Below are 26,093 nucleotides of genomic sequence, written 5' to 3' on the forward strand. Positions count from 1 at the left end.
TGCGAGTGATCATGCTGCGAGTGATCATGCTGCGAGTGATCATGCTGCGAGTGATTATGCTGCGAGTGATCATGCTGCGAGTGATCATGTTGCGGAGTGATCACACCGCGGAGCCCATCTCACTATGGAGCAACATCTTGTGAGGCTTTTTGAATATTCTTGATTACCTTTAGTCAATGCCAGGAGAATTTTCATGTAGGGAATTATGGATTTAGAGGAAATATTGTGTAATGATCTGCTGCACCTGATCCGTGGAAATGGGGCATTTGCTTGTCTCATAAGTGGTGATCAGTTGCATGGATGGGAAGATTCCGTTATAACAGTAGGTTTTCAGCTTATTGCAGGCAGTATCACAATAAGGCGCATTATCCATCATACCGAAATGCTCCCAGTAGAAGATTTTATTCGTAACCGGATGCATAATCGTAAAATCCGGATAAGCCGTGAATTCCTTTAACGGCAGCGCCGCTTCATATCGATAGGGAATATGGTTGGTATAGAGCAGATTCGCAATGATGACTTCTGATTTTGAACGGACTTTATGCCCGGCCAGCGTAGTATGGATCAAATGCTCCGGATGAGAAGAATTGGTTTCAAAGCTCTCCGCGCACCATTTCTGCGCAGACACAGGAAGCTTGTCCTTCGCAAAATAGCTTTGTAGTAATGGGTAATAAGGGGAGGAGTCGGCCAACAAGTCAGTAGCCTTTTCTCTTGGAAGTGTGGAGGGAAATTTCTTTTGATATGTTTCAATAAATGCTATTTCTTCTGAAATTTCATGCAGCATAAGCTCGTAGTATTTCTTTAATGCAAGAGCTTGCGCCAGTTCCTTTTGAGATTTCTGAGATTTCTGAAGATACTTTCTAGTACCGTCCTTCAGATAGAACCAGTCGATATAGGTCCCTTTGTTACGACAATAGGATATACTCCCATCTGGTAGTTTACTTACTTCATTAAGAAGAAAATTCTTCTTTTTCAACAGATGTTCTTTTCGATGTATTAATTCTGCGTAATTAATTGTAGTACCTCCTTTAAATGTTAAATGCATGGAATTCTGGAAGAATTATCCAACTGAATAGAAAGATTTACAGATGCGCTTAGTATAACTTGCTTTGAGAAAATAGTCAAGGAAAATAAATTCCTGAAAAAAGCTATCAAAAGGCTGTAAATGGTGGAAAAAGGTTCTGATTTATGATTAAAAAAAGGAGATTTCCTGAAAAAATGTCAAAAATAAATAGAATGGTGGAAAAAAAGCTGTTTAAGGCACAAAATTCCACCAAAAGTCGCTAAAACAGACAAAATGGAGGAAATCAAAAAAGGGACGAATAGGATGAAAATGGGGGGATCAGAAAATGAGACGAATAGGATAAAAATGGGGGGAAAATCAGAAAAATGAGACGAATAGGATGAAAATGGGGGAAATCAGAAAATGAGACGAATAGGATGAAAATGGAGGTGCAGGGGCGACGGTAGCGAGTAGGAACGAAGAGGTGATGGGAACGACAACTAAGAAGCCTTAAGCTATGGTCAGAAAGGGAGTAAATCCGGAACTTATAGGCTGATAGAACAAAAAGAAATATTAAAAACACCCGCAGCAGGGATTCTGCGAATCCCCTGCCGCGGGTGTAGCTTGCCTTATGACGGTGCTATCGACTGGGTAGGCTACTTTCTGCATGTACCTCGTAAGTGCCATATCCGGCACCGTGCCGTCAATATCGCACAGTCGCTATTCGTTATCACACATTCGGCACCGTGCCGCCATTACCGCCACATATCAAAAATAGTTTCTTTATTCCACACCCTCGCCCTTTTTCAGATTCTTCTGGGCGGTGGAGAGCATGAGCTTGATGCGGTTGAGCTGGTTGACTTCGCTGGCGCCGGGATCGTAGTCGATGGCCACGATGTTGGAGGAAGGATAAGCCTTCCGCAGGGCTTTGATAACGCCCTTGCCTACGACGTGGTTCGGCAGGCAGCCGAAGGGCTGGGTACATACGATGTTTGGTACGCCTTCCTTGATCAGTTCCACCATCTCACCGGTTAAGAACCACCCTTCACCGGTCTGGTTGCCGATGGATACGATGGGCTCCGCATAGGAGACGATCTTGTAGATGCTGGTGGGTGCATCGAAATGCTTACTTTGCTCAAATGCTTTCACGGCAGAACCGCGGAGGATATGCTCGATCGCCCAGATGCCCAGTGCAGAGATCTTCGCGGTCTTTTTGCTGGTGCCTAAGTGCTCTGCCTTGTAGATCTGATTGTAGAAGCAGTACAGCATGAAGTCGATCAGGTCGGGAACCACAGCTTCCGCACCCTCACTCTCTAACAGCTCCACCAGGTGATTGTTGCCGGCAGGAGAGAACTTCACCAGGATCTCGCCGACTACACCGACGCGGGGCTTCTTGATATCCAGTACCGGAATCGCATCGAAATCACGGATGATCTCGGTACACATCCTGCGGAACTTGCCTATGCTGATATGCTTCGCAGATACAAAATCCTGTACCTTCTTAAGCCATTCTCTGTGCAGGGCATCCACGGAACCAGGAGTTGCTTCATAAGGACGCATCCGGTAGACACAACGCATGAAGATATCACCGAACTCAGCACCTACTGCTGCACGTAGTATAAGATCTGCATTCAGATGGAAGCCGGGATTGCTCTCGATACCCGCCAGGTTCAGGGAGATGACAGGGATCTGCTCCATGTCTGCCTTCTTCAGGGCACGGCGGATGAAGCCGATATAGTTCGTCGCACGGCATCCGCCACCGGTCTGGCTCATGATAATGGCGGTCTTGTTCAGGTCATATTTCCCGGACAGCAGAGCTTCCATGATCTGTCCGACTACCAGCAGGGAAGGATAGCAGGCATCGTTGTTAACGTATTTCAGACCTACATCCACGGAGTGCTTGTTGTCATTGTCCAATACGACGAAATTGTAACCGCAGGCATTGAACGCAGGCTGTAAGATCTCAAAGTGTATCGGGGACATCTGCGGACAGATGATGGTGTAGTCCTTACGCATCTCTTCGGTGAACGGTACCTTATCAATAGCGGAAGAACGGATGGTGCGGTGCTTGCCCAGTTTCTCACGGACACGGATCGCGGACAACAGGGAACGGATACGGATACGCGCCGCACCCAGATTGTTGACTTCATCGATCTTTAAACAGGTGTAGATCTTGTCGGAGCCGGAGAGAATGTCGTTCACCTGATCGGTGGTAACGGCATCCAGACCGCAGCCGAAGGAATTCAGCTGGATCAGATCCAGATTCTCTACCGTCTTCACATAGCTTGCAGCTGCATATAACCTGGAGTGATACATCCACTGGTCGGATACGATCAGGGGCCGCTCCGGTTTCGCCAGATGGGAGATGGAATCCTCGGTAAGCACTGCCATATCGTAGGAGGTGATCAGCTCGGGAATACCATGGTTGATCTCCGGGTCTACATGATAAGGACGACCTGCCAGCACAATACCGCGTTTGCCGGTTTGACGTAAGTATTCCAGTGTTTCTTCGCCTTTTTTCTCCATATCATGGCGCGCATTCGCCAACTCCTGCCAGCCTTTTACGCAGGCTGCAGCAATCTCAGCAGCGGGAATTTCGGTGAATTCCTTCGTCAGCGCATCCGTCACCGTACCCAGATCTCTGAAGGACATGAACGGATTGCGGAAGGTGATCTCACCGCCGGCGATTTCCTCCACGTTATTCTTGATATTCTCGGAATAAGAAGTAACGATGGGGCAGTTGTAATGGTTGTTCGCATCTTCGAACTCATTACGCTCATAGAACAGCGCAGGATAGAAGATGAACTTAATACCCTGACGGATCAGCCAGGTCACATGACCGTGAGCCAGCTTCGCCGGGTAACATTCGGATTCACTGGGGATGGACTCAATACCGAGCTCGTAGATCTTGCGGTTGGAGCTGGGAGAGAGTACCACACGGTAGCCCAGTTCGGTGAAAAATGTGAACCAGAACGGATAGTCCTCGTACATATTCAGTACTCTGGGGATACCTACCACACCTCTGGGAGCCTTGTCGACCTCCAGGGATTCATAGGAGAATAATCTATGTAATTTATATTCGTATAAATTCGGTACATTGTGGGCATTCTTCTGTCCACCAATACCGCGTTCGCAACGGTTGCCGGAGATGAACTGACGGCCACCGGAGAACTTGTTGATGGTCAGACGGCAGTTGTTGGTACAACCCTTACATTTTGCCATACTGGTCTCGAACTGCAGGTCGCAGATCTTCTGATAATCCAGCATGGTGGTCACATAACCGTCCTCGTAATGCTCTCTGGCGATCAGCGCCGCACCGAAAGCGCCCATGATACCGGCGATGTCGGGACGGATCGCCTGACAATTTGCAATTTTTTCAAAGCTTCTCAGAACGGCATCGTTGTAGAAGGTACCGCCCTGTACCACGATATTTTTACCAAGCTCTGATGCATCGGAGACTTTGATCACCTTAAATAAAGCATTCTTGATAACGGAGTAAGCAAGTCCTGCGGAGATATCCGCTACGGAAGCGCCTTCCTTCTGTGCCTGCTTTACTTTGGAGTTCATGAATACGGTACAACGGGTACCCAGGTCGATGGGATGCTCTGCGAACAGGGCAGCCTGAGCAAAATCCTGCACGGTATAGTTCAGAGATTTCGCAAAGGTCTCGATAAAGGAACCGCAGCCGGAGGAACAAGCCTCATTTAACTGCACGCTGTCTACGGTCTGATTCTTGATCTTGATGCACTTCATGTCCTGACCGCCGATGTCTAAGATGCAGTCGACGCTGGGATCGAAGAAAGCAGCGGCATAGTAATGTGCCACGGTCTCTACTTCGCCGTCATCTAACAGGAAAGCAGCCTTCATCAGCGCCTCGCCGTAACCGGTGGAACAGGAGCGCACGATCTCCACACCCTCGGGAAGGAGAGAGTAGATCTCCTTCAGGGAACGGATCGCCGTCTTCAACGGACTTCCGTCATTGCCGGAGTAGAAGGAATATAACAGAGATCCGTCCTCACCCACCAGTGCGATCTTCGTGGTGGTGGAACCGGCATCGATACCCAGGAATGCCTTGCCCTGATAGGACTGCAGATCACCGGTGGTTACATGATGCTTACTGTGACGCTCTACGAACTCCTGATATGCAGCCTTGTCTGCAAACAGGGGCTCCATGCGTTCCACTTCAAATTCCATCTTGATATCGGAGGACAGCTTTTTCACCATATCGGACAGGCTGATGCAGACATCTTCCTTCGCATTCAATGCGGAGCCGATGGCTGCGAACAGATGTGAGTTGTCCACGTCGATGATGTGCTCGTCATCCAGATTTAGGGTACGGATAAAAGCGGCCTTTAACTCAGACAGGAAATGTAACGGTCCGCCTAAAAATGCTACATGACCGCGGATCGGCTTACCGCATGCCAGACCGGAGATGGTCTGGTTCACCACAGCCTGGAAAATAGAAGCGGACAGGTCTTCCTTGGTAGCTCCTTCGTTGATCAGCGGCTGGATATCGGTCTTGGCAAATACACCACAGCGGGCAGCAATGGCGTAGAGTGATTTATAATCTTTTGCATATTCGTTTAAGCCCGAAGCGTCCGTCTGGAGCAGGCTTGCCATCTGGTCGATAAAGGAACCGGTACCGCCGGCGCAGATGCCGTTCATACGCTGCTCCACGTTACCGCCTTCAAAATAGATGATCTTCGCATCCTCACCGCCGAGCTCGATAGCTACATCGGTCTTGGGTGCCAGCTCCTGCAGGGAAGTAGCCACAGCTACGACCTCCTGCGTAAAAGGAACGCCTAAGTGATTGGCTAACGTCAGTCCGCCGGAGCCTGTGATCATGGGGTGCAGCTGCAATTCGCCCAGCTGGTCATATGCCTTCTTAAGGAGACCGGACAGCGTCTCCCGGATATTGGCGAAGTGACGCTCATAATCGGAAAATAAAATATTGTGGTTTTCATCTAAAATCGCAATCTTGACAGTGGTAGAACCGATATCTATGCCGAGCGTTGCGTATTTTTCCTGTGAATTCATGTGATACATCCTTCCTGATAAAATGCTGTAACCACTCAGAAGGTCAATGATGAGTTACAGAATTACTTCTTAATATATGCGACTTTTCTTTCACAAAACTTTTTTCATTATACGACAAAAAAAAACATAATGCAACGAACAAAGATAAAACGCTGTCGTTAAAATTGTGTAAAGAAAAAATGAAATAAATAGGAATTCTATAAACTTTTGAACGTGCGGTTTACTTATTGTCCTGTGGATGTTACAATCTCGATAGAGAAAAACGAATGGGTAATTAGATAGAAACGGAGAAATGACTTTATGAGCAAATTTGAGAAAAAATTCGGCAGATATGCGATCCCGAATCTGACACTGATCCTTATCTTAAGTTATGTGGCGGGATATGTAATAGAACTGCTGGGAAGTGCGGCAGGTGTGAATATGCTGGGATTTCTGACACTGGACCCTTACCGGATCCTGCACGGACAGATCTGGAGACTGGTGACCTGGGTGATCGTGCCTCCTGACAGTTTTGATGTTTTTACGATAATTATGCTGTACTTTTATTATAGCCTGGGAACCACCCTGGAGCGCACCTGGGGAACCTACCGGTATAATGTCTATATTTTCTCGGGAATCCTGTTTACAGTAGTCGGCAGCTTCCTGTGTATGGGCGTGGTGTATCTGATGTATGGCAGTCTGCCTACGGAAATTGCATCCGCATATTTTTACAGTGGATCTTATGCTTTCAGCACATATTATATTAACTTGTCGATCTTCCTTGCATTTGCGGCAACGTATCCGGATATGCAGGTGCTTTTGATGTTCGTGATCCCCGTGAAGGTAAAATGGATGGGAATCCTGGATGCAGTCTTAATGCTGTACTACGTGATCAAAGGTGGTGTGTTCACCAAATTTGCGATCATAGCATCTTTACTTAATTTTGTGTTATACTTTTACAGAATGCACAGAAGCCGCATCTCGCCGAAGCAGATGCACCGCAGGGCCCAGTTCGAGAAAAAATCAAATGCCGGACGGGCAAAAGTCACGAGGCATAAATGCGCGATCTGTGGCAGGACGGAAGAGGACGATCCGAGCCTGGAGTTCCGTTTTTGCTCCAAATGTAACGGTAACTACGAATATTGCCAGTATCATTTGTTTACGCACGAACATGTGAAATAAAGATTTGTAATATCCGTTACGGCATGACTGCTCGCAGGCAATGCCGAGCGGATATTAGCAAATCGAACAGACATGAGCAAGAAGGACGAATCGTCCGGACCACGAATGGATGTACACTTTCGAGAGTGCGAAGCACGGAGAAAGTGTATTATTGCAAGAGGCAGACGTATGACCACTCGCAGGCAATGCGCGAAGTGTGGAGATAGTGATGTTATTATAAAGGAGACCCTATATGAACAAAGAAGTATTATTTGCCAAGACCTTAGAGGAGGTCCGCAAGACTGCCAAAGAGCAGGGAAACTGCATCAGCGAAGAGCAGGTAAAGGAAGCCTTCGCGGAGCTTGACTTGAGTGGTGAACAATTACAGATGGTATTTGACTATCTGTTAAAACATAAAATAGGTATCGGACAGCCCATGGATCCTGACGAATTCCTTACGGATGAGGAAAAGGATTATTTACAGGAATATCTGGATGAAGTGGCAGCTCTGCCTGTCTACACGGATGGAGAGAAACAGGCATTTTCCATCGCTGCCATGGCGGGGGAGACCGACGCCCAGCAGCGTCTGATCGAGATCTATCTGGCGGATGTGGCGGAGATCGCGAAGCTTTACGCTGGACAGGGTGTCATGTTAGAGGATCTGGTAGGTGAAGGGAATCTTGCGCTTTCCTTCGGAGTGACTATGTTAGGCAGTCTGGAGAAGCCGGAGGAAGTCGAGGGAATGCTTGGCAAGATGATCATGGATGCCATGGAAGAGTACATTGCCGAGCACACAGAGAACTCTAAGATCGACAAGCGCGTGGAAGACAAGGTCAACAAGGTGGCGGACAAAGCGAGAGAACTGGCAGAGGAGCTGCAGCGCAAGGTGACCATAGAGGAACTGATGGAGGAGACCGGCATGTCCCGCAAAATGATCGAGGATGCGGTGCGGATGAGCGGTTTCAAGATTGAGGATATCGACAACAATGCAAAAGACAGTTTATGAGAATTATAAATACAGCCTGCAGGACACGGCAAAAGTCTACATAGGTGCGAAATATACTTTTGCAGAGCTTTTGGAGCAGGACGAGGTGGCGTTTAAATTCCGCCTGATCGTGGAACGCTATATTTTAGCGGAAAAGGAAGTGGATCCCGAGGATACGCTGGAGACCCATCTGTATTATCTGAAGCCGGACAGCTTTCTGGTCAAAATCTACGACCGGATCAAGGCAAGAGTAAAGATCAATATCATCGAGGAGAAAAAGGGGATCTTCGGCAGAGGGAAGAAACGGTATGTGACGAAGGAACTGAACATCCGGGAACTGACCGCCATGACTCCGGAAGAAAAGGAGGCAAAGGGCGTCGTGATCCAGGAAATCTCCATGAGCAAGCTGGCACTGGCAGGCTTCTGATAGATTAAGCTCACCCATAGAAAGCATACGCGACTGCTTGCAGGCAGCGAAGGCTTTCTATGAGGGGAGCAAACGAACATGAGCAAGAAGGACGATAGTCCGAATTGCGAATGGGCGTTACGATTTCGAGAGAGCGCAGCACGAAGAAATCGTTTAAGCCAGAATTAAACTGAGATAGAATAATAGAGGAAACAAAAATGAGAGTAGAAGATTTATCCACATATGAGATCATAGAGAAACGGCAGATCCCGGACATCAACAGCGTGACTTATCTGTGCCGTCATAAGAAGACCGGAGCAAGAGTGGCACTGGTATCCAATGACGACGAGAACAAAGTATTTTACATCGGTTTCCGTACCACCCCGAAGGACTCCACCGGCGTGGCACATATCCTGGAGCACTCCGTATTATGCGGCTCGAAGGAATTCCCGGTGAAGGATCCTTTTGTGGAACTGGTAAAAGGTTCTTTGAACACTTTTTTAAATGCCATGACCTATCCGGATAAGACTGTATACCCTGTGGCAAGCTGTAATGACAAGGATTTCCAGAACCTGATGCATGTCTATCTGGATGCGGTATTTTACCCGAACATTTATAAAAATGAATCCATTTTCCGGCAGGAAGGCTGGCATTATGAGCTGGAAGGTGACGAGGAAGAGCTGAAGGTCAACGGTGTGGTCTACAACGAGATGAAGGGAGCATTTTCTTCTCCGGATGATGTGCTGGAGAGAGAGATCATGAACTCTCTGTATCCTCACACCACCTATGGCTGTGAGTCCGGAGGTGACCCGGAGGTGATCCCGGAGCTGACGTATGAAGAGTTCCTGGATTTCCACCGGAAGTTCTATCATCCTTCCAACAGCTATATCTACCTCTACGGTAACATGGATATGGCACAGAAGCTGACTTTTATCGACGAACATTATCTGTCTGCCTACGATGCTCTTAAGGTGGATTCCGAAGTGACCGAGGAGCCGGCTTTCGATAAGCCCGGCCGCATCGTCAGAGACTGTCCCATCGGCGAGGGAGAGGACGAAGAAGAGAATACCTATCTGTCCCAGAACTTCTGCGTCGGTGACAGCCTGGATCCGAAGCTCTACATTGCATTTCAGATCCTGGATTATGCGCTGTGCTCCGCACCGGGTGCACCCTTAAAGCAGGCGCTGGTAGACCGCGGCATAGGCAAGGATGTTTACAGCATTTACGAGAATGGTATCCGTCAGCCATATTTCAGTGTCGTGGCGAAGGACACTTCCGTAGAAAAAGAACAGGAATTTTTACAGGTAACAGAAGAAGTACTTAAGAAGCTGGCGGCGGAAGGCTTCGACGAGAAGGCATTGCTTGCCGGTATCAATTACTACGAATTCAAATACAGAGAGGCAGATTTCGGCTCCTATCCCAAGGGACTGATGTATGGCTTACAGGTGTTGGACAGCTGGCTGTATGACGACAGGCTGCCGTTTGTTCATATCGAGGCAAACGATACCTTTGCTGAGCTTAGAAAGGAAGTTAAGAGCGGATATTTTGAGGGTCTGGTACAAAAATACCTGCTGGACAATACGCACCGCAGCGTGGTGATCCTGCAGCCAAAGTCGGGACTCTTAGAGGAGCAGGAACAGAAGCAGCGCAAGAAAATGGCACAGGTGAAAGCGGCTATGAGTCCGGATGAACTGGAAGCTGTAAAAGAGACCTTCCGTAAGCTGACCGAGTTCCAGGAGAGTGAGGATGCGAAGGAAGATCTGGAGAAGATTCCTCTGCTGAAGCGGGAAGATATGAAAAAAGAGGCAAATCTCCCGGTAAACGAGGTACGGAGTATTGGGGATACCACACTTTTGTATCATGATCTGTTTACCAACGGTATCGGTTACTTACGACTGATCTTCAAACTGGATCAGATCCCCGGAAAATATTTCCCGTATATCGGTATCTTAAAAGGTTGTCTTGGACTGCTGAATACCGAGCATTATGCGTATGGAGATCTCTATAATGAGATGAACCTGGTCACCGGCGGCATGGCTGCGGTGAATAATGTCTATGGCAGATTGCAGGATACGGATGAATTTACGTTGACCCTGGAGCTGAAGACGAAGGTGTTCTATGATCGTATTGCCGATGCCATCGATCTGATGCGTGAGATCGTCATGACCAGTGATCTCACGGACACCAAGCGTCTCTATGAGATCCTGGCGGAGGGCAAGTCCCGCATGCAGGCACAGATGACGAGCGGCGGACACAGTGTGGCAGCCGGAAGAGCCATGTCCTACGGCAGTATTCCCGGAGCTGTCAGTGAGGAAATCTCCGGCATCCCGTTCTACCGCCTGATCACCGACCTGGAAGCACATTTTGACGAGAAAAAAGAAGAACTGGTGGAGATCTTACAGACGTTATTAAAAATGATCTTCCGTCCGGAGAATCTTATGGTGGATTTCGTCGGTGAAGAGAAGGCAGTGGGACTTTTGGATGCCCCGGTGGAAGCTTTCAAGGCTGCACTCTATACCGGATCCGTGGAAAAAGAACATTATATTCCGGAGGTCTCCCGGAAGAATGAAGGGTTCTTAACCTCCGGACAGGTCAATTATGTATGTCGTGCCGGTAATTTCCGCAAGAGCGGACTAAAATATACCGGAGCTTTAAGAGTGCTGAAGGTCATGCTGGGCTATGAATATCTGTGGGTCAATGTCCGTGTAAAGGGTGGCGCCTACGGCTGTATGTGCAGCTTCGGCAGATCCGGTGACAGCTACTTTGTCTCATACAGAGATCCGAACCTGGGCAGAACGATTGATATATATGAAAAGGCAGCGGATGCCATCGCAGAATTTACCGCGGATGAACGCACCATGACCCAGTATATCATCGGTGCAGTCAGCGATCTGGATGTGCCTATGAATCCGGCAGCAAAGGGACTGTATTCCCTGAGTGCCTATATGACGGGACTGGACGATGCAGCATTACAGAGAGAACGGGAGGAACTGCTGTCCGCTACCGTAGAGGATATCCGGGCACTGTCCGCGCATATCCGGGCATTTATGCAGGAGGATCTGCTCTGCGTCGTAGGCACGGCTTCCAAGGTAAAGGAAGAACAGGACAGATTCCTGAAGGTGGAAAATCTGTTTTAATACGAATCACGCGTAGCAGAGGTTTTGCAAAAAAAGAAAGAACTTTTGTGATATTATTTCGTTTATATGGGTGAACAATAAAAAGTCAACAGCAGGCGGATCCGGCAGGGCGTCCGGATGCCGTCCGCAGAACGGAGAGGGTTATGAAAAAACGAAATTTTGAAACCAAGATCATTACAGGGTTACTCACTGCCGGCATGATATTATCGCTGACCGCCTGCGGCAGTTCATCGAAGGGCGGTTACGGCATCAGTGATCTCATGGATGCGGATTATTCTGTTGCTTCCAATGAGGCAGCTGCACCGGAGGCGTCCGCTTATGAAGATGGCTTCGGCATGACAGAGGGGTACGATTCCGCAGAAAATGCTCAGGACACAGGTAATACAGTGCCTGAGGAGACTGCAGCCACAGCAGACCGGAAGCTGATCAAGACCGTGAATATGGATGTCGAGACCAGGGAGTATGATAAGCTGTTAAGTGCGGTAGAGAATAAAGTAACAGAGCTCGGCGGCTATATCGAAAGTCTGGATGCCTATAACGGCAGTACATATTATAGTTATCGTTCTACAAGGAATGCCAATCTGACCATCCGCATCCCGAAGGACAGACTGGAGGAGTTCCAGAATACGGTCTCAGAGCTGGGCAATGTGACCAGCCGTTCGGAGAATGTACAGGATGTGACGCTGACCTATGTGGATCTGCAAAGCCACCGGGATGCCCTTAAGACCGAACAGGAGAGATTATTACAGCTTTTAGAGCAGGCAGAGAGTGTGGAAGATATTATTACCATCGAACAGCGTCTGTCCGATGTCAGATACCAGCTGGAAAGCATGGAATCCCAGCTTCGCAGCTATGATAACCGGGTTGACTACAGTACCGTATACCTTTATATTGATGAAGTAGAAGTCTATACACCTGTGGAAGAAGAGACCGTCTGGGAGCGCATTTCCACCGGATTTGTAGACAGTCTGAAAAATATCGGCGAGGGACTAAAGGAAGCAGCGATCTGGTTCGTGATCCATATTCCTTATCTGGTGATCTGGGCGATCGTGATCGTTATCATCATCCTGATCCTGAAGAAGATCAAAAAGCGCACGAAGCGCATCCGCGCTGAAGAACAGAAGAGAAAAGCTGAAGAGGAAGCGAACAAGCAGAAAGCTCTGCAGAATGTGGCAGGTGCAGAAGAGAGTACTGCATCGGAAGCACCCAAAAAGTAATGAGTAAGGAAACATAAGATAAGCCGGACTGACCGGCAACTGACCAAAAAGAAAAAGTGTCAGGGAAAAAGACAAGAACAGGAGAAATAGAAAATGAACGAAAATCCGGCATATAAATCCGGCTTTGCCACACTGATCGGACGTCCCAACGTAGGTAAGTCCACTCTGATGAACCGACTGATCGGACAGAAGATCGCCATCACATCCAACAAACCGCAGACCACCCGTAACCGTATCCAGACGGTACTGACCCTGGAAGAGGGACAGATCGTATTCCTGGATACCCCCGGTATTCACAAGGCGAAAAACAAACTGGGCGATTATATGGTGAATGTTGCGGAGCATACGTTAAATGACGTGGATGTGATCCTATGGCTGGTGGAGCCCACGAATTTCATCGGTGCCGGAGAACGTCATATCATCGAGCAGCTGAAGAAGACCAAGACTCCTGTGATCCTGGTCATTAATAAGACGGACACCGTGAAAAAGGATGATATTCTGGCATTTATTGATACTTATCGCAAGGAACTGGATTTCTGCGAGATCGTCCCGGTGTCCGCATTAAAGGGTGACAACACAGATGTACTGATTCAGTGTATTTTGAAATATCTGCCGTATGGCCCTGCCTTTTATGATGAAGATACCATCACCGACCAGCCCATGCGCCAGATCGTGGCAGAACTGATCAGAGAGAAGGCACTCAGACTTTTATCCGAAGAAATTCCTCACGGTATTGCCGTAACCGTGGAAAGTATGAAAGAGAGAGGTAAGATCTGCGACATCGAGGCCACTATTATCTGTGAGAGAGATTCCCACAAGGGCATCATCATCGGCAAGGGTGGCCAGATGTTGAAAAAGATCGGCTCCCAGGCGCGCCCGGAGATCGAAGATATGCTGGAAATGAAAGTCAATTTACAGCTTTGGGTGAAGGTGAAGAAGGACTGGAGAGACAGCGACATCTTACTCAAAAACTTCGGATATAATCCGAAAGACATCGAGATGGGCGAATAGAAAAACAAAATTTGCAGACCCTATTTTTACAGAGGATGATACACCGATAAACTGATAAAAAGAGGGGGATGCGTAAGATGCAGTTCATAAATTACTGGCAGCAATTTGAACATACCGGCAGAGTGGAGGATTACCTGAATTATCTGCAGAATGCGGAGAATAGGAGTTCTTCCGATACGCCGGACACCTGCCTGCCGGACTGCAGGGCGGAAGGATGTGAAAGCCTGACGCCGGGGAGGGCAGATCATGCAGGAATCCCTGTATGTAACAGGAATTGTATTAAAACAGACACCGTTCGGTGAATATGACAGGCTTGTGAGCCTGCTTACCAGAGAAAAGGGGAAGATCACTGCTTTTGCCAGAGGGGCGAGAAAACCGGGCAACCGGCTGGCGGCAGCGACCAACCCTTTTGCTTTTGGGACTTTTCGTCTGTATGAGGGAAGGACTTCCTATACCGTATCGGAAGCGGATATTAAGAACTATTTTGAAGAACTGATGACGGACTATGTGGGAGCCTGCTACGGCATGTATTTTGCAGAGGTGGCGGATTATTACTGCCAGGAGAACAATGATGAGAGAGAAATGCTGAAGCTTTTGTATCAGTCGCTGAGAGCTTTGTGTGCACCGTCTCTTCCCAATGAACTGATCCGCAGTATTTTTGAACTGAAATCCATCGCAGTGAACGGGGAATATCCGGGAGCGCCGGAAGGCCGGAGCCTGGAAGAATCTACGTTGTATGCGCTGAATTACATAGCGGAGAGCCCCGTGGAGAAACTGTATACTTTTACCGTATCGGACAAAGTTCTGTCAGAACTTTCACAGATTGCATCGGAATATCGCAGGCGTTTCATGGGCAGGTCGTTCAAAAGTCTTGAAATACTGAAAACTCTATGTTAAAATCGGTTATGGCTGATGCCAAAAAAGGAGACTCATTTATGAGGCAGAATAGAATGAAGAAGTGTCTTACGACAGTATTGTCGGGAATTCTGGTACTGTCCTTAAGCGGCTGCGGTCAGACCGCGAAGCTTCCCGAGGAGGTCGTGAATACGTCTCTGGTGGTGGAGAAGGACGGGAAGGTGATCTCTTACCTGGTCAATACCTTTGATAAAGATTTCTACAGCTTAGACGGACTGGAAGAGATGGTGAAGAACGAGGCAGAAGAGTTCAATGCCGCACATACGGATACACCGGAAGAAGCGCTGACTGTGAAGACAGTGCAGGCTTTAGGTGACGGATCCATGGTGCAGGTCGTGCAGGAATTCGACAGCGCAGACAGCTATGCCGAATATAACGACCAGGATCTGTTCTACGGAACCAGGGTGGAAGCGCTGGCACAGGGAAGTCCGGTGAACAAGGAGCTGGTGAATGCAGCGGATGGCACTCCGGTAGATCCGGACAAGCTGGAGAAAGCACTGGAGAAGGGACATCTGATCATCACGAATGCCAGTGCATACATTTATTGTCCATACCCCGTACTGTATATCAGTGAGGGCGTGGTCATGGGTGAGGATGGCTCTGTGGATGCCTCCCAGTCCGATGGTGTCGTTACGATACTGATGAAAAAGTAAGTTATACAGCAATACAAATATATAGAGTAAGAAAGGTTTGGTACTGACATGGAAAAGACAATGGAGAAGATCGTAGCTCTGGCAAAGGCAAGAGGTTTTGTATATCCCGGTTCCGAGATCTACGGCGGACTGGCAAATACCTGGGATTACGGTAATCTTGGCGTAGAGCTGAAGAATAATGTGAAAAAGGCATGGTGGCAGAAGTTTGTTCAGGAGAGCCCTTACAATGTAGGTGTGGACTGCGCGATCCTGATGAATCCCCAGACCTGGGTAGCCAGCGGACATCTTGGCGGCTTCTCTGATCCTCTGATGGATTGTAAGGAATGTCATGAGCGTTTCCGTGCGGATAAGCTGATCGAGGATTTCTGTGAGGAGAACGGTATTGCCATCGAAGGCAGTGTAGACGGCTGGAGCCAGGAAGAGATGAAGAATTTCATCGAAGAGCATAATGTTCCCTGCCCTACCTGCGGCAAGCATAACTTTACCGATATCCGTCAGTTCAACCTGATGTTCAAGACCTTCCAGGGTGTTACCGAGGATGCTAAGAATACAGTATACTTAAGACCCGAGACTGCACAGGGTATTTTCGTTAACTTTAAAAATGTACAGAGAACTTCCCGTAAGAAGATTCCTTTCGGTATCGGACAGATTGGTAAGTCTTTCCGTAATGAGATCACACCCGGTAACTTCACTTTCCGTACCAGAGAGTTCGAGCAGATGGAGCTGGAGTTCTTCTGTGAGCCGGGTACCGATATGGAGTGGTTCCAGTATTGGAGAGGCTTCTGCCGTGACTGGCTTTTGTCCTTAGGTATCAAGGAAGACGAGATGAGACTTCGTGATCATTCTCCCGAGGAGCTGTGCTTCTACAGTAAGGGAACCACCGATATCGAGTTCCTGTTCCCCTTCGGCTGGGGCGAGCTGTGGGGGATTGCGGACAGAACCGATTACGATCTGACCCAGCATGCCAATACCTCCGGTGAGGATATGTCTTACTTTGATGATGAGAAGAAGGAGAAGTATATTCCTTACGTTATCGAGCCTTCCCTGGGTGCGGACAGAGTTGTTCTGGCTTTCCTGTGCGCTGCTTACGATGAGGAAGAGTTAGAGGGCGGCGATGTTCGTACTGTGCTTCATTTCCATCCTGCACTGGCACCGGTAAAGATCGGTGTGCTGCCTCTGTCCAAGAAGCTGAACGAGGGTGCGGAGAAGATCTACGCAGAGCTTTCCAAGAAATACAACTGTGAATTTGATGACAGAGGAAACATTGGTAAGAGATATCGTCGTCAGGACGAGATCGGAACTCCTTTCTGCGTAACTTACGATTTTGATTCCGAGACAGATGGCTGCGTTACCGTACGTTTCCGTGATTCCATGGAGCAGGAGCGTGTTGCTATCAAAGATCTGGATGCTTACTTTGCAGATAAGTTTACATTCTAAGATCACTATTCAGGAGCAGAAAGATTTTTCTGCTCCTTTTCAATACCTTTTTCTATTGGTACGAAAACTTTGATACTTACAGTGGAGGGGACAGCGTGGAACCGATCGAAGTGTTTCAGATTCTGGGAATCGAACAGACAAAAGACGAAAGGGCACTGAAGAATGCCTATCGTGACAAGCTGACGGTAACGAATCCGGAGGATGATCCGGAAGGCTTCAAGCGACTGCGGATGGCTTATGAGGAGGCCTGCCGCTATGCCGGAACGCCGGATGCAGAAGAGAACGAGGAGGCGGAACCGACGCTGGAGGACGATACTCCGGCTGGACAGTGGGTACGTGGTGTTCGGAAGGTCTATGAGAATATTACGGACCGCTGTGATGTGGAAAAATGGAAAGCGCTTTTTGAGGCGGATGACTTTCTTTCTCTGGAGGAAGAGGAAAACTGTACCACTTATCTGCTTCGTTTTCTGATGGAACATTATAAGCTGCCGACCGCAATCTGGAAGCTTCTGGATGAGAAAATCCACATTGTACAGAATGCGGGGGCCTTCAGAGAGCGCTTTCCGGCACAGTTTGTAAGCTATATGGTACATAAGTGCGAATCCGGGGAAAAAGTGGATTTTTCCGAGTTCCGTGGTGCGGAAGATGCGGATTACGATCAGTTTCTGCAATATTATGACAGAGCTTATCAGGCGCTGCAGGAGAAAAAATTACAGGAAGCGGAGCAGATGATCGGATGTGGGGATGCTCTGGGGATTACCCACCCTGTTATGGAGATCTGCCGTGCGTCCCTCTATGAAGGAAAGGGACAGACCGCAGAAGCCATTACTTTGTTAAAGAAACTGTCTGCAAGATATCCGGAGGATGATCTGATCGCTTACAATACGGCGGAAATACTGTGGAGAAATGAAGGGCGCGTAGAAGCGTCTGCTATTTATGAGAGTCTTCGGGAGAAGCTGCCGAAACACTACATGGCGAATCTGCGCCTGACGGACTGGTATTATGAGCAGGGGAACTATAAAGAGGCAAAAAAATGTGCGGAAGAGATTCTTTCCGTAGGCGGAGACAACACATTTCTGGAGACACTGCAGAAGATCAACACCGAACTGGAACGGGAAATGAAACGGGAATATGCGCAGAACCATGATCCCGGTCTGGGACTGGATCTGGGCTGGTGTTATCTGCAGGATGGCAGGACCGATCTGGGAATCCGCACGGTCAGGGAGCTGGAAGCAAAAGTTCCTGCGGACAGGCGTGAGGAATATCTGGGACTTATGACAAAACTGCTGGCAGAAGCGGCAGAATATGAGAAGGCAATTTCCACGGCAGCCAAATGGGAAGAAAGCCTGGAGAAAAAGATCCTCCGGGATACGGATGCCGAAGAGGAGGAAAAAGACAGAGACCGGATCCGACAGTCACATATGATCCGGATGCAGTGCTATCGGGCTTATGGCTATGTACAGCCGGAAAAATTCGCCGAAGCCATTGCGGAAGCGGAAAAAGCCGAGACCGGAACACCGAAGGATATCGGTATGCTGATCGAAAAGGCACAGATCTATGTGGAGATGGAAGAGTATGAACGCTGTGCGGAGATATCCCAGAAACTGATCGGGGATTATCAGGTTTACGCTGCATATGCCAACGAACTTGAAGCGGCGAAGAGGCAGTGGAATGCAGCAGGGGTGATCCAGAACGGCAGAGCCTGTCTAAATTATTTTCCAACCTATGTCAAGGCCTATGAAATGATGGCAAAGGTGTACATGGATCTGACACATCCGGAGGAACTGAAGGAACTGTTACAACAGGCGAAGGATAATAATGTCAAAAGTGTGATCCTGGATGCCTATGAATGGCAGTTGACCAATACGGGGCTTCCCCAGGAACAGATGAACGACGCCATAGATAAATTCCGGAAGAAATATCTGAGCAAACTGGAAGCGGGCAAGACCATATTTTATCGGAGAGGACTTCCGATCATTACGGAATATCTGTATGCCTACCCTTGTGAATTTTTACTGGTGGAGCGGGGAGATTTTCATAATGCGGCAGGCTGTCTGGAGGCGGCAAAAGCGGATTATGAAAAGGCACTTTCCACGAACCCGGCCAATCCTTTTGCCTGGAAGGGACTGGCACGGATCCACAGATGCCGCGGCAAATACGATGAAGCCATGATCTGCCTGAGAAAATGTGTATTTTTCTATGAAAAGAGCGGAACACAGAATCATGCCTGGCCGGAACTGATTGTGGAACAGGCAGAAATTTATTTTTTGCTGGGCAATACGGAAATGGCGGAACAGTTTTACCGGAGATACCGTGAGATGACGGGAAGTGCCGGAGAACGGGACCGGAACCGTATGAGGGATTTCGCCAGATGTCTGGTCTGCAATGACAAGACTACGGAGGGATTAAAAGTTCTGGAGAAGGCATTCGTCAATGTACTGGATGCGGCAGGAGAAAAGCTGGATCTGTGTGTCTGGTGCGGGGAAAAGACGATCGCCGGAAATATTCTGACATCGTGGCCGGAGAAGATCGAACTGCTTGGGAAAAATACCGGGAATACTCAGGAGTATTTCGAAGATTACTTTTTCCATCTGGGATGGTATGGGCTGATCTGTGGTTCCGGAAAAGTGGCCATCAAGAATATGGATAAGGCACTGATCTTCCATAAGGAGGATCTCAGCAAAAAGGATGACATTGCGGACCTGATCCTGGCATGCATCCTGTACGGAGATAAGAAGAAAGGTGCTGACTATGCACAGGCGCTGAAAGCCTGTATGGAAAGAGAAGATAAAAGCGGCAAGGATGTGTATCTGAAATATCCGAAGCTTCGGATCGTACACGAATATCTGGCGGGATATTATACGGCCACCGATGAGGAACAGGATACGCTCCTGCAACTGGACAAAGACTGTTCCTTCTGCCATGGCTGTGTACATCCCATCTGTGAGGAACTGGAGATGGTACGGATACTGCAGATGCTGAAAAAGGGCCGGGAGAAAGAAGCGCTGGAGCGGCTGAAAGAGCAGATGCAGGAACATCCCGGAATGGAATTGCAGGCCATCTGGCACTGGTATCATTCGGAACAGGTGACGAAGGATACGGATCCTGCCGTAGCCGCTTTTCACAAGGAAAAGCCACAGCCGGAGAAACGGGGATTCTGGCAGAGGCTGTTCGGGAAGAAGTAAAAAACTAAAATGAAGAGAGAAGAAAACATATGATAGTCGGAATCGATTTGGGAACCACCAACAGTCTGGTGGCAGTATTTACGGAGGAAGGACCTGTGATCATCCCCAACCGTCTGGGAAAACATCTGACCCCCTCTGTGGTCAGCGTGGATGAGAACGGCAATGTCTATGTGGGGGAGACGGCACAGGAACGCAGAAACCTCTATCCCGACAGTGTGGCGCAGGCATTTAAGCGCAGCATGGGAACGGATCGCACTTATGACCTGTCCGGCAAAAAGTTCCGTCCAGAAGAATTGTCCAGCATGATCCTGCGTTATCTGAAAGAAGATGCGGAAGCCTATCTGGGGGAAGAAGTCACAGAGGCCGTGATCAGTGTACCGGCCTATTTTGACGACAAGAGAAGAAAAGCCACCAAGCGGGCCGGAAAACTGGCCGGGCTGAAGGTGGAGCGTATGATCTCGGAGCCTACTGCAGCAGCGGTGGCCTACGGCCTGTACGAAAAAGAAAAAGACACCAGATTTCTGGTATTTGACCTGGGCGGCGGAACTTTTGATGTCTCCATTCTGGAGCTGTATCACAATATTCTGGAGGTGCGGGCGGTAGCCGGAGACAATTATCTTGGCGGTGAAGATTTCACGGAAGTGATGTCGAAGCTTTTTCTGCAAAAGACAGGACTGCATTATAAGGATCTGTCGGAGAAAGAACAGGTGCGTCTCTATAAAAAGGCAGAAGAAGCCAAGCGGGGAATCAGTGATCAGACTGCGGTGACCATGGAACTTATGCTGGGTGAAGAGAACAAAACGGCAGAGATCACCTTAAAAGAATATGAGGAAGAGTGCGAAGAACTGCTAATGAAGATCAGGGAACCGGTGAAGAAGAGTCTGGCGGATGCAGGACTGAAGCTGTCGGACATCGATGAGGTATTGCTGATCGGCGGAGCCACCAGACTGTCGGTGGTCAGGGATTTCCTGATCAGGCTGTTCCGCAAATTCCCGGATACAAGACTGAACCCGGACGAAGCCGTGGCACTGGGCGCGGCGATCCAGGCGGCCATGAAGGAACGCCGGGCGGAGGTAAAGGAAGTCATTCTGACGGATGTATGCTCCTTTACATTGGGAACGGAAGTCGTGGTGGAATACGAGGAAGGCAAATTTGAAGACGGCCGTTTCTGTCCCATCATTGAGCGCAACACCGTGATCCCTGCCAGTCATACGGAGCAGTTGTACACTGTCAGAGACAATCAGGACAAGGTGCGCGTCCGGGTACTGCAGGGAGAGAGCCGTTTCGCCAGAAATAATCTGTTTCTGGGAGAACTGAACATTGATGTTCCCAAGGGGCCCAGAGGCAGTGAAGCCGTGGATGTGACTTACACCTATGACATCAATTCCCTGCTGGAAGTGGAAGTCAAGGTGGTATCCACCGGACTGACCCAGAAAATGATCATCAAGGGACAGGACAACCAGATGACGGATGATGAGATCCAGAAGCGAATGGAAGAATTGTCCTACCTGAAGATCCAGCCCAGAGACCTGGAGGAGAACCGTCTGGTGCTTCTCAGAGCGGAGCGGATGTATGAGGAAGCACTGGGAGACCGGAGAAAAGAACTGGATCGTTATATCACTGTTTTCGAGGCTGCATTGAAAAAGGGCAAAAAAGAGGAGATCGAGGAGGCCAGAGAGGCATTGAACGAGATCCTGGAAGACGAGGATGAGTGATGTTTTATTCTTGACGCGGCGAAACGATAACATTATAATGTAGAAATGTAGGTTTATTTTCCGAAAGGTGTAATTATTTAGACAAGGAGACCGAGAGAATGAGACAATTCACTTCTAATGAACTGAGAAAAGCCTGGAAACAATTTTATATAGACCGTGGCCACGTAGATGTGGGAGCAGTATCCTTAGTATCCGACGGTTCCACCGGTGTTATGTTCAACGTAGCGGGTATGCAGCCTCTGATGCCCTATCTGCTGGGACAGAAGCACCCTCTGGGTACCAGACTCTGTAACGTACAGGGCTGTGTACGTACCAATGATATCGATTCCGTAGGTGACAAGAGCCATGTAACCTTCTTTGAGATGCTGGGAAGCTGGAGCCTTGGTGATTATTTTAAAAAGGAACGCTGTCAGTGGAGCTTTGAACTGCTGACCCAGGTGTTCGGATTTGATGCTGACCATCTGGCTGCCACTGTATTTGCCGGTGATGAGAATGCCCCCAGAGATGAGGAGGGCGCACAGTATCGTATCGCTTCCGGATTCAAGAAGGAGAACGTATATTATCTGCCCGCTGACGATAACTGGTGGGGACTGGAGTATGGTCCCTGTGGTCCCGACAGTGAGATGTTCTATATCGCTGACAGACCGGATTGCGGACCGAATTGCGGCCCCGGCTGTGACTGTGGCAAATACACCGAGCTGGGCAATGATGTATTCATGCAGTACGAGAAGCATCATGACGGTCATCTGACTCCTTTAAAGCAGAAGAACGTAGATACCGGCTGGGGACTGGAACGTATCCTGGCATTCTTAAACGGTACCAGAGATGTATACCAGACAGACCTGTTTGCCCCGGTGATCGCTTATATTGAAGAGGCTTCCGGTGTGAAATACAATGCAGATGAGAAGATGACCAGATCCATGCGTATCCTGGCAGACCATCTTCGTACCGGTGTTATGCTGATCGGTGATGAGGCGAAGCTGCTTCCCTCCAATACCGGTGCCGGTTATATCCTCCGTCGTCTGATCCGTCGTGCGGTAAGACACGGCCGTACTTTAAATATGACCACAGAGCAGCTGCTGCACATTGCTGCCATATATATCGATGAGATCTACGCAGAGAGCTATCCTCTGATGAAGAAGAACAGAGAGTTCGTCCTGACCGAGTTACAGAAGGAGATCGCTCGTTTCGAGAGCACTCTGGAGAACGGTATGAAGGAGCTGCAGAAGATCCTGGAGCAGAAGAGAAGCGAAGGTAAAAAGGAGATCGACGGTAAGTCTGCATTCTACTTATACGATACCTTTGGATTCCCTCTGGAGCTGACCGTAGAGCTGGCACAGGAAGAGAACCTGACCGTAGATGAGGAAGGCTTCGCCGCTGCCATGGAAGAGCAGAAGCAGAAGGCAAGAGAAGGACAGAACTTCTCCCAGAAGCTGACCACCGCCGCAGGTGTATTCGATGGACTGGATGAGAAGGTCACCAGTGAATTTGTAGGTTATGATGCTCTGACCGCGGAGGGCAAAGTAGTGGGACTGGCTTCCGAGACCGAACTTGTGAAGTCTTTAAATGAGGGAGAGACCGGTACCCTGATCACTGATGTTACTCCGTTCTATGCTACCATGGGAGGACAGAAGGGTGACTTTGGTGTGATCCGCACCGAAAACGGTACTTTTGAAGTGACTGAGACCGTGAAGATCGCAGGCGGACGCATCGGACATGTGGGTAAGGTTGTATCCGGAACAGTTACTGTGGGAGACAAGGCAGAGCTGGCAGTGGATACCGACAACAGAAAGAGCGTATGTAAGAACCATTCCGCAACCCATCTGTTACAGAAGGCATTGCAGATCGTGCTGGGCGACCATGTAGAACAGCAGGGTTCCTACCAGGACGGCGCAAGAACCCGTTTCGACTTCAGCCACGGACAGGCTATGACTGCGGAAGAGCTCGCTAAGGTAGAGGCTCTGGTCAATGAGAAGATCGCAGAGGATATTGCAGTCGTTACCGATGTCATGAACATCGAAGATGCGAAGAAGAGCGGAGCTATGGCTCTGTTTGGTGAAAAATACGGTGAGACCGTCCGCGTGGTATCCATGGGAGATTTCTCCAGGGAACTGTGCGGTGGTACCCATGTAAAGCACACCGGAGAGATCGGCTATTTCAAGATCCTGTCCGAGAGCGGTGTCGCAGCCGGTGTCAGAAGAATCGAAGCACTGACCGGTGCCAATGTGATGGCATACTATCAGGCAATGGAAGAGAGCTTCAATAAGGCAGCCGCAGCAGCCAAGGCAACTCCAGCAGCCCTGATTGAGAAGATCCAGCATATGCAGGCAGATCTGAAGACTCTGACCGCAGAGAACGAATCCCTGAAGGCAAAGATGGCGCAGTCCGCACTGGGCGATGTACTCGATCAGGTGGTGGAAGTGAAGGGCACAAAGCTTTTAGCAACCAGCGTAGACGGTGTGGATATGAATGGCTTGAGAGACCTGGGCGACCAGCTCAAGGATAAGCTTGGTGAAGGCGTTGTCGTACTGCTGTCTGCACAGGACGGTAAGGTAAATATGATCGCTATGGCAACTGACGGTGCTGTAAAGGCCGGTGCTCATGCAGGCAACCTGATCAAGGGAATTGCCGCACTGGTAGGCGGTGGCGGCGGTGGACGCCCCAATATGGCGCAGGCCGGCGGTAAGAATCCCGCAGGCATTCCCGCAGCGATCGCGGAAGCGTCTAAAGTACTGGAGGGTCAGCTCGCATAATGGAACGAGAGAATCTGAAATCCCGTTTAGGCTTTATCCTGTTGTCTGCCGGCTGTGCCATTGGTATCGGCAATGTATGGAAGTTCCCGTACATGGCCGGTCAGGGTGGCGGTGGCGCATTTGTATTGTTTTATCTGATCTTCCTGGTGATCCTGGGTCTGCCTATTATGACCATGGAATTCGCTGTGGGGAGGGCAAGTAAGAAAAGTCCCGTAAAGGCTTACCATGCACTGGAGAAGCCGGGACAGAAGTGGCATATCCACGGATATTTTACACTGGCAGGCTGCTATCTGCTGATGATGTTCTACACTACGGTAGCAGGCTGGATGCTGCACTATTTTTATATGACGGCTACCGGCAGACTTTCCGGACTTTCCGCGGATGCGGTGGCGGAACAGTTTACCCGGATGCTTGCAGATCCGGGGGTCATGATGTTCTGGATGGTACTGGTGGTGATCATCGGTATCGTTGTGTGTGCCGGTGGACTGCAGAACGGTCTGGAGCGTGTGACGAAAGTCATGATGATCGCCCTGCTTGCCATCATGGTAGTACTTGCCATCAACAGCTTCTTCATGGAGGGAGCAAAGGAAGGTCTTAGTTTCTATCTGGTACCTGATTTTGGACGTATGCAGGAAGTCGGTGTGGTAGCTACACTGGTAGGTGCCATGAACCAGGCATTCTTTACCCTAAGCCTTGGCATTGGTGCCATGGCAATCTTCGGAAGCTACATCGGCAAGGATCATTCCCTGATGGGTGAGTCCGTCAGAGTTGTGGTACTGGATACTTTTGTGGCAATTACCGCAGGACTGATCGTTTTCCCCGCCTGCTTTACCTACGGCGTGGATCAGACCTCAGGCCCCAGCCTGATCTTCATAACCCTGCCGAATATTTTTGCCAACATGCCCTACGGCCGCCTGTGGGGAAGTTTATTCTTCCTGTTTATGGCGTTTGCAGCACTGTCCACGGTGCTGGCTGTGTTCGAGAATATCATCTGCTGTGGTATGGAACTGACCGGTGCCAGCCGCAAAAAATCTTCTCTGGTGAACCTGTTCCTGATCATTGCATTGTCCGTACCCTGCGTACTGGGGTATAATGTATGGAGCTGGGATGGTTTCTCCATTTTCGGCGGAGCAGTACTGGATTTTGAAGATTTCCTGGTAAGTAATCTGTTCCTGCCCTTAGGATCCCTGGTATACCTGCTGTTCTGTGTAACCAGATACGGCTGGGGATGGGAGAACTATAAGGCAGAAGTAAATACCGGCAAGGGCTTAAAAGTCCACGACTGGATGCGCGGTTATCTGACCTACGGACTGCCCCTGATCGTGATCTTCATCTTCCTGTTCGGTATCTACGATAAATTTTTTAAATAAGATTTTGAAAATCCAAAAAAAAGTAGTTGACGAATGTATTTTTTATGCTATAATATCAAATGTGTGTAGAACAACTGCGCATTAGAATAACCCAGTCAGTCATGTTACTTGAAGGGACTGAAGGGAGGT

General features: G+C 49.0%; 16 protein-coding genes. 14 read left to right on the top strand and 2 right to left on the bottom strand.

The window, feature by feature from the left end:
- Window positions 1–211: 211 nt before the first annotated feature.
- Window positions 212–628 (bottom strand): hypothetical protein, encoded by a 417-nt coding sequence (locus tag ACTRDR_RS04005; RefSeq protein ID WP_440526241.1) that lies wholly within the window; start codon window positions 626–628, stop codon window positions 212–214.
- 1,158 nt (window positions 629–1,786) lie between these two features.
- A complete protein-coding gene (locus ACTRDR_RS04010) occupies window positions 1,787–6,040 on the bottom strand; it encodes an acyl-CoA dehydratase activase-related protein (protein ID WP_440526242.1) in 4,254 nt (1,417 codons plus the stop codon).
- 300 nt (window positions 6,041–6,340) lie between these two features.
- On the opposite strand from ACTRDR_RS04010, the gene ACTRDR_RS04015 reads away from it, so the two are divergent.
- The 14 genes from ACTRDR_RS04015 to ACTRDR_RS04080 all read left to right on the top strand — a co-directional run bounded on the left by ACTRDR_RS04015 (window position 6,341) and on the right by ACTRDR_RS04080 (window position 25,964).
- Window positions 6,341–7,201 (top strand): hypothetical protein, encoded by an 861-nt coding sequence (locus ACTRDR_RS04015; RefSeq protein ID WP_176863334.1) that lies wholly within the window; start codon window positions 6,341–6,343, stop codon window positions 7,199–7,201.
- A 232-nt stretch (window positions 7,202–7,433) separates the two neighbouring features.
- On the top strand, window positions 7,434–8,186 hold the full coding sequence (locus ACTRDR_RS04020; RefSeq protein ID WP_176863332.1) for a hypothetical protein: 753 nt from the start codon (window positions 7,434–7,436) through the stop codon (window positions 8,184–8,186).
- Window positions 8,167–8,592 (top strand): hypothetical protein, encoded by a 426-nt coding sequence (locus ACTRDR_RS04025; RefSeq protein ID WP_176863330.1) that lies wholly within the window; start codon window positions 8,167–8,169, stop codon window positions 8,590–8,592. Before ACTRDR_RS04020 ends, ACTRDR_RS04025 begins: the two co-directional genes overlap by 20 nt.
- A 197-nt stretch (window positions 8,593–8,789) precedes the next feature.
- Window positions 8,790–11,708 carry an insulinase family protein gene (locus ACTRDR_RS04030; RefSeq protein ID WP_440526243.1) on the top strand — a complete coding sequence of 973 codons (2,919 nt, stop codon included), beginning with the start codon at window positions 8,790–8,792 and terminating at the stop codon, window positions 11,706–11,708.
- Between the two features lie 143 nt (window positions 11,709–11,851).
- A complete protein-coding gene (locus ACTRDR_RS04035) occupies window positions 11,852–12,925 on the top strand; it encodes a DUF4349 domain-containing protein (protein WP_440526244.1) in 1,074 nt (357 codons plus the stop codon).
- A gap of 93 nt (window positions 12,926–13,018) precedes the next feature.
- Complete coding sequence (era, locus tag ACTRDR_RS04040; protein WP_440526245.1) at window positions 13,019–13,936, top strand: GTPase Era; 918 nt, start codon at window positions 13,019–13,021, stop codon at window positions 13,934–13,936.
- 77 nt (window positions 13,937–14,013) lie between these two features.
- Complete coding sequence (locus ACTRDR_RS04045) at window positions 14,014–14,238, top strand: hypothetical protein (protein WP_440526246.1); 225 nt, start codon at window positions 14,014–14,016, stop codon at window positions 14,236–14,238.
- Window positions 14,183–14,833: a DNA repair protein RecO gene (recO, locus tag ACTRDR_RS04050; protein WP_176863320.1), complete on the top strand. Its 651-nt coding sequence runs from the start codon at window positions 14,183–14,185 to the stop codon at window positions 14,831–14,833. Before ACTRDR_RS04045 ends, recO begins: the two co-directional genes overlap by 56 nt.
- 38 nt (window positions 14,834–14,871) lie before the next feature.
- Window positions 14,872–15,504, top strand: a complete 633-nt coding sequence (locus ACTRDR_RS04055; RefSeq protein ID WP_440526247.1) for an LptM family lipoprotein — start codon at window positions 14,872–14,874, stop codon at window positions 15,502–15,504.
- Between the two features lie 48 nt (window positions 15,505–15,552).
- Window positions 15,553–16,941 carry a glycine--tRNA ligase gene (locus tag ACTRDR_RS04060; RefSeq protein WP_440526248.1) on the top strand — a complete coding sequence of 463 codons (1,389 nt, stop codon included), beginning with the start codon at window positions 15,553–15,555 and terminating at the stop codon, window positions 16,939–16,941.
- A 95-nt stretch (window positions 16,942–17,036) separates the two neighbouring features.
- A complete protein-coding gene (locus tag ACTRDR_RS04065) occupies window positions 17,037–20,126 on the top strand; it encodes a tetratricopeptide repeat protein (protein WP_440526249.1) in 3,090 nt (1,029 codons plus the stop codon).
- 29 nt (window positions 20,127–20,155) lie between these two features.
- Window positions 20,156–21,841: an Hsp70 family protein gene (locus ACTRDR_RS04070; protein WP_440526250.1), complete on the top strand. Its 1,686-nt coding sequence runs from the start codon at window positions 20,156–20,158 to the stop codon at window positions 21,839–21,841.
- Window positions 21,842–21,939: 98 nt separating this feature from the next.
- Window positions 21,940–24,594, top strand: a complete 2,655-nt coding sequence (alaS, locus tag ACTRDR_RS04075; protein WP_440526251.1) for an alanine--tRNA ligase — start codon at window positions 21,940–21,942, stop codon at window positions 24,592–24,594.
- Entirely contained in the window at window positions 24,594–25,964 is a 1,371-nt protein-coding gene (locus tag ACTRDR_RS04080; protein ID WP_440526252.1) for a sodium-dependent transporter, read from the top strand. The genes alaS and ACTRDR_RS04080 overlap by 1 nt, the downstream gene beginning before the upstream one ends.
- Window positions 25,965–26,093 lie beyond the last annotated feature (129 nt).

Origin of the sequence: Simiaoa sp. (assembly GCF_051972595.1) — a bacterium.
Taxonomy (GTDB): domain Bacteria; phylum Bacillota; class Clostridia; order Lachnospirales; family Lachnospiraceae; genus Acetatifactor; species Acetatifactor hominis.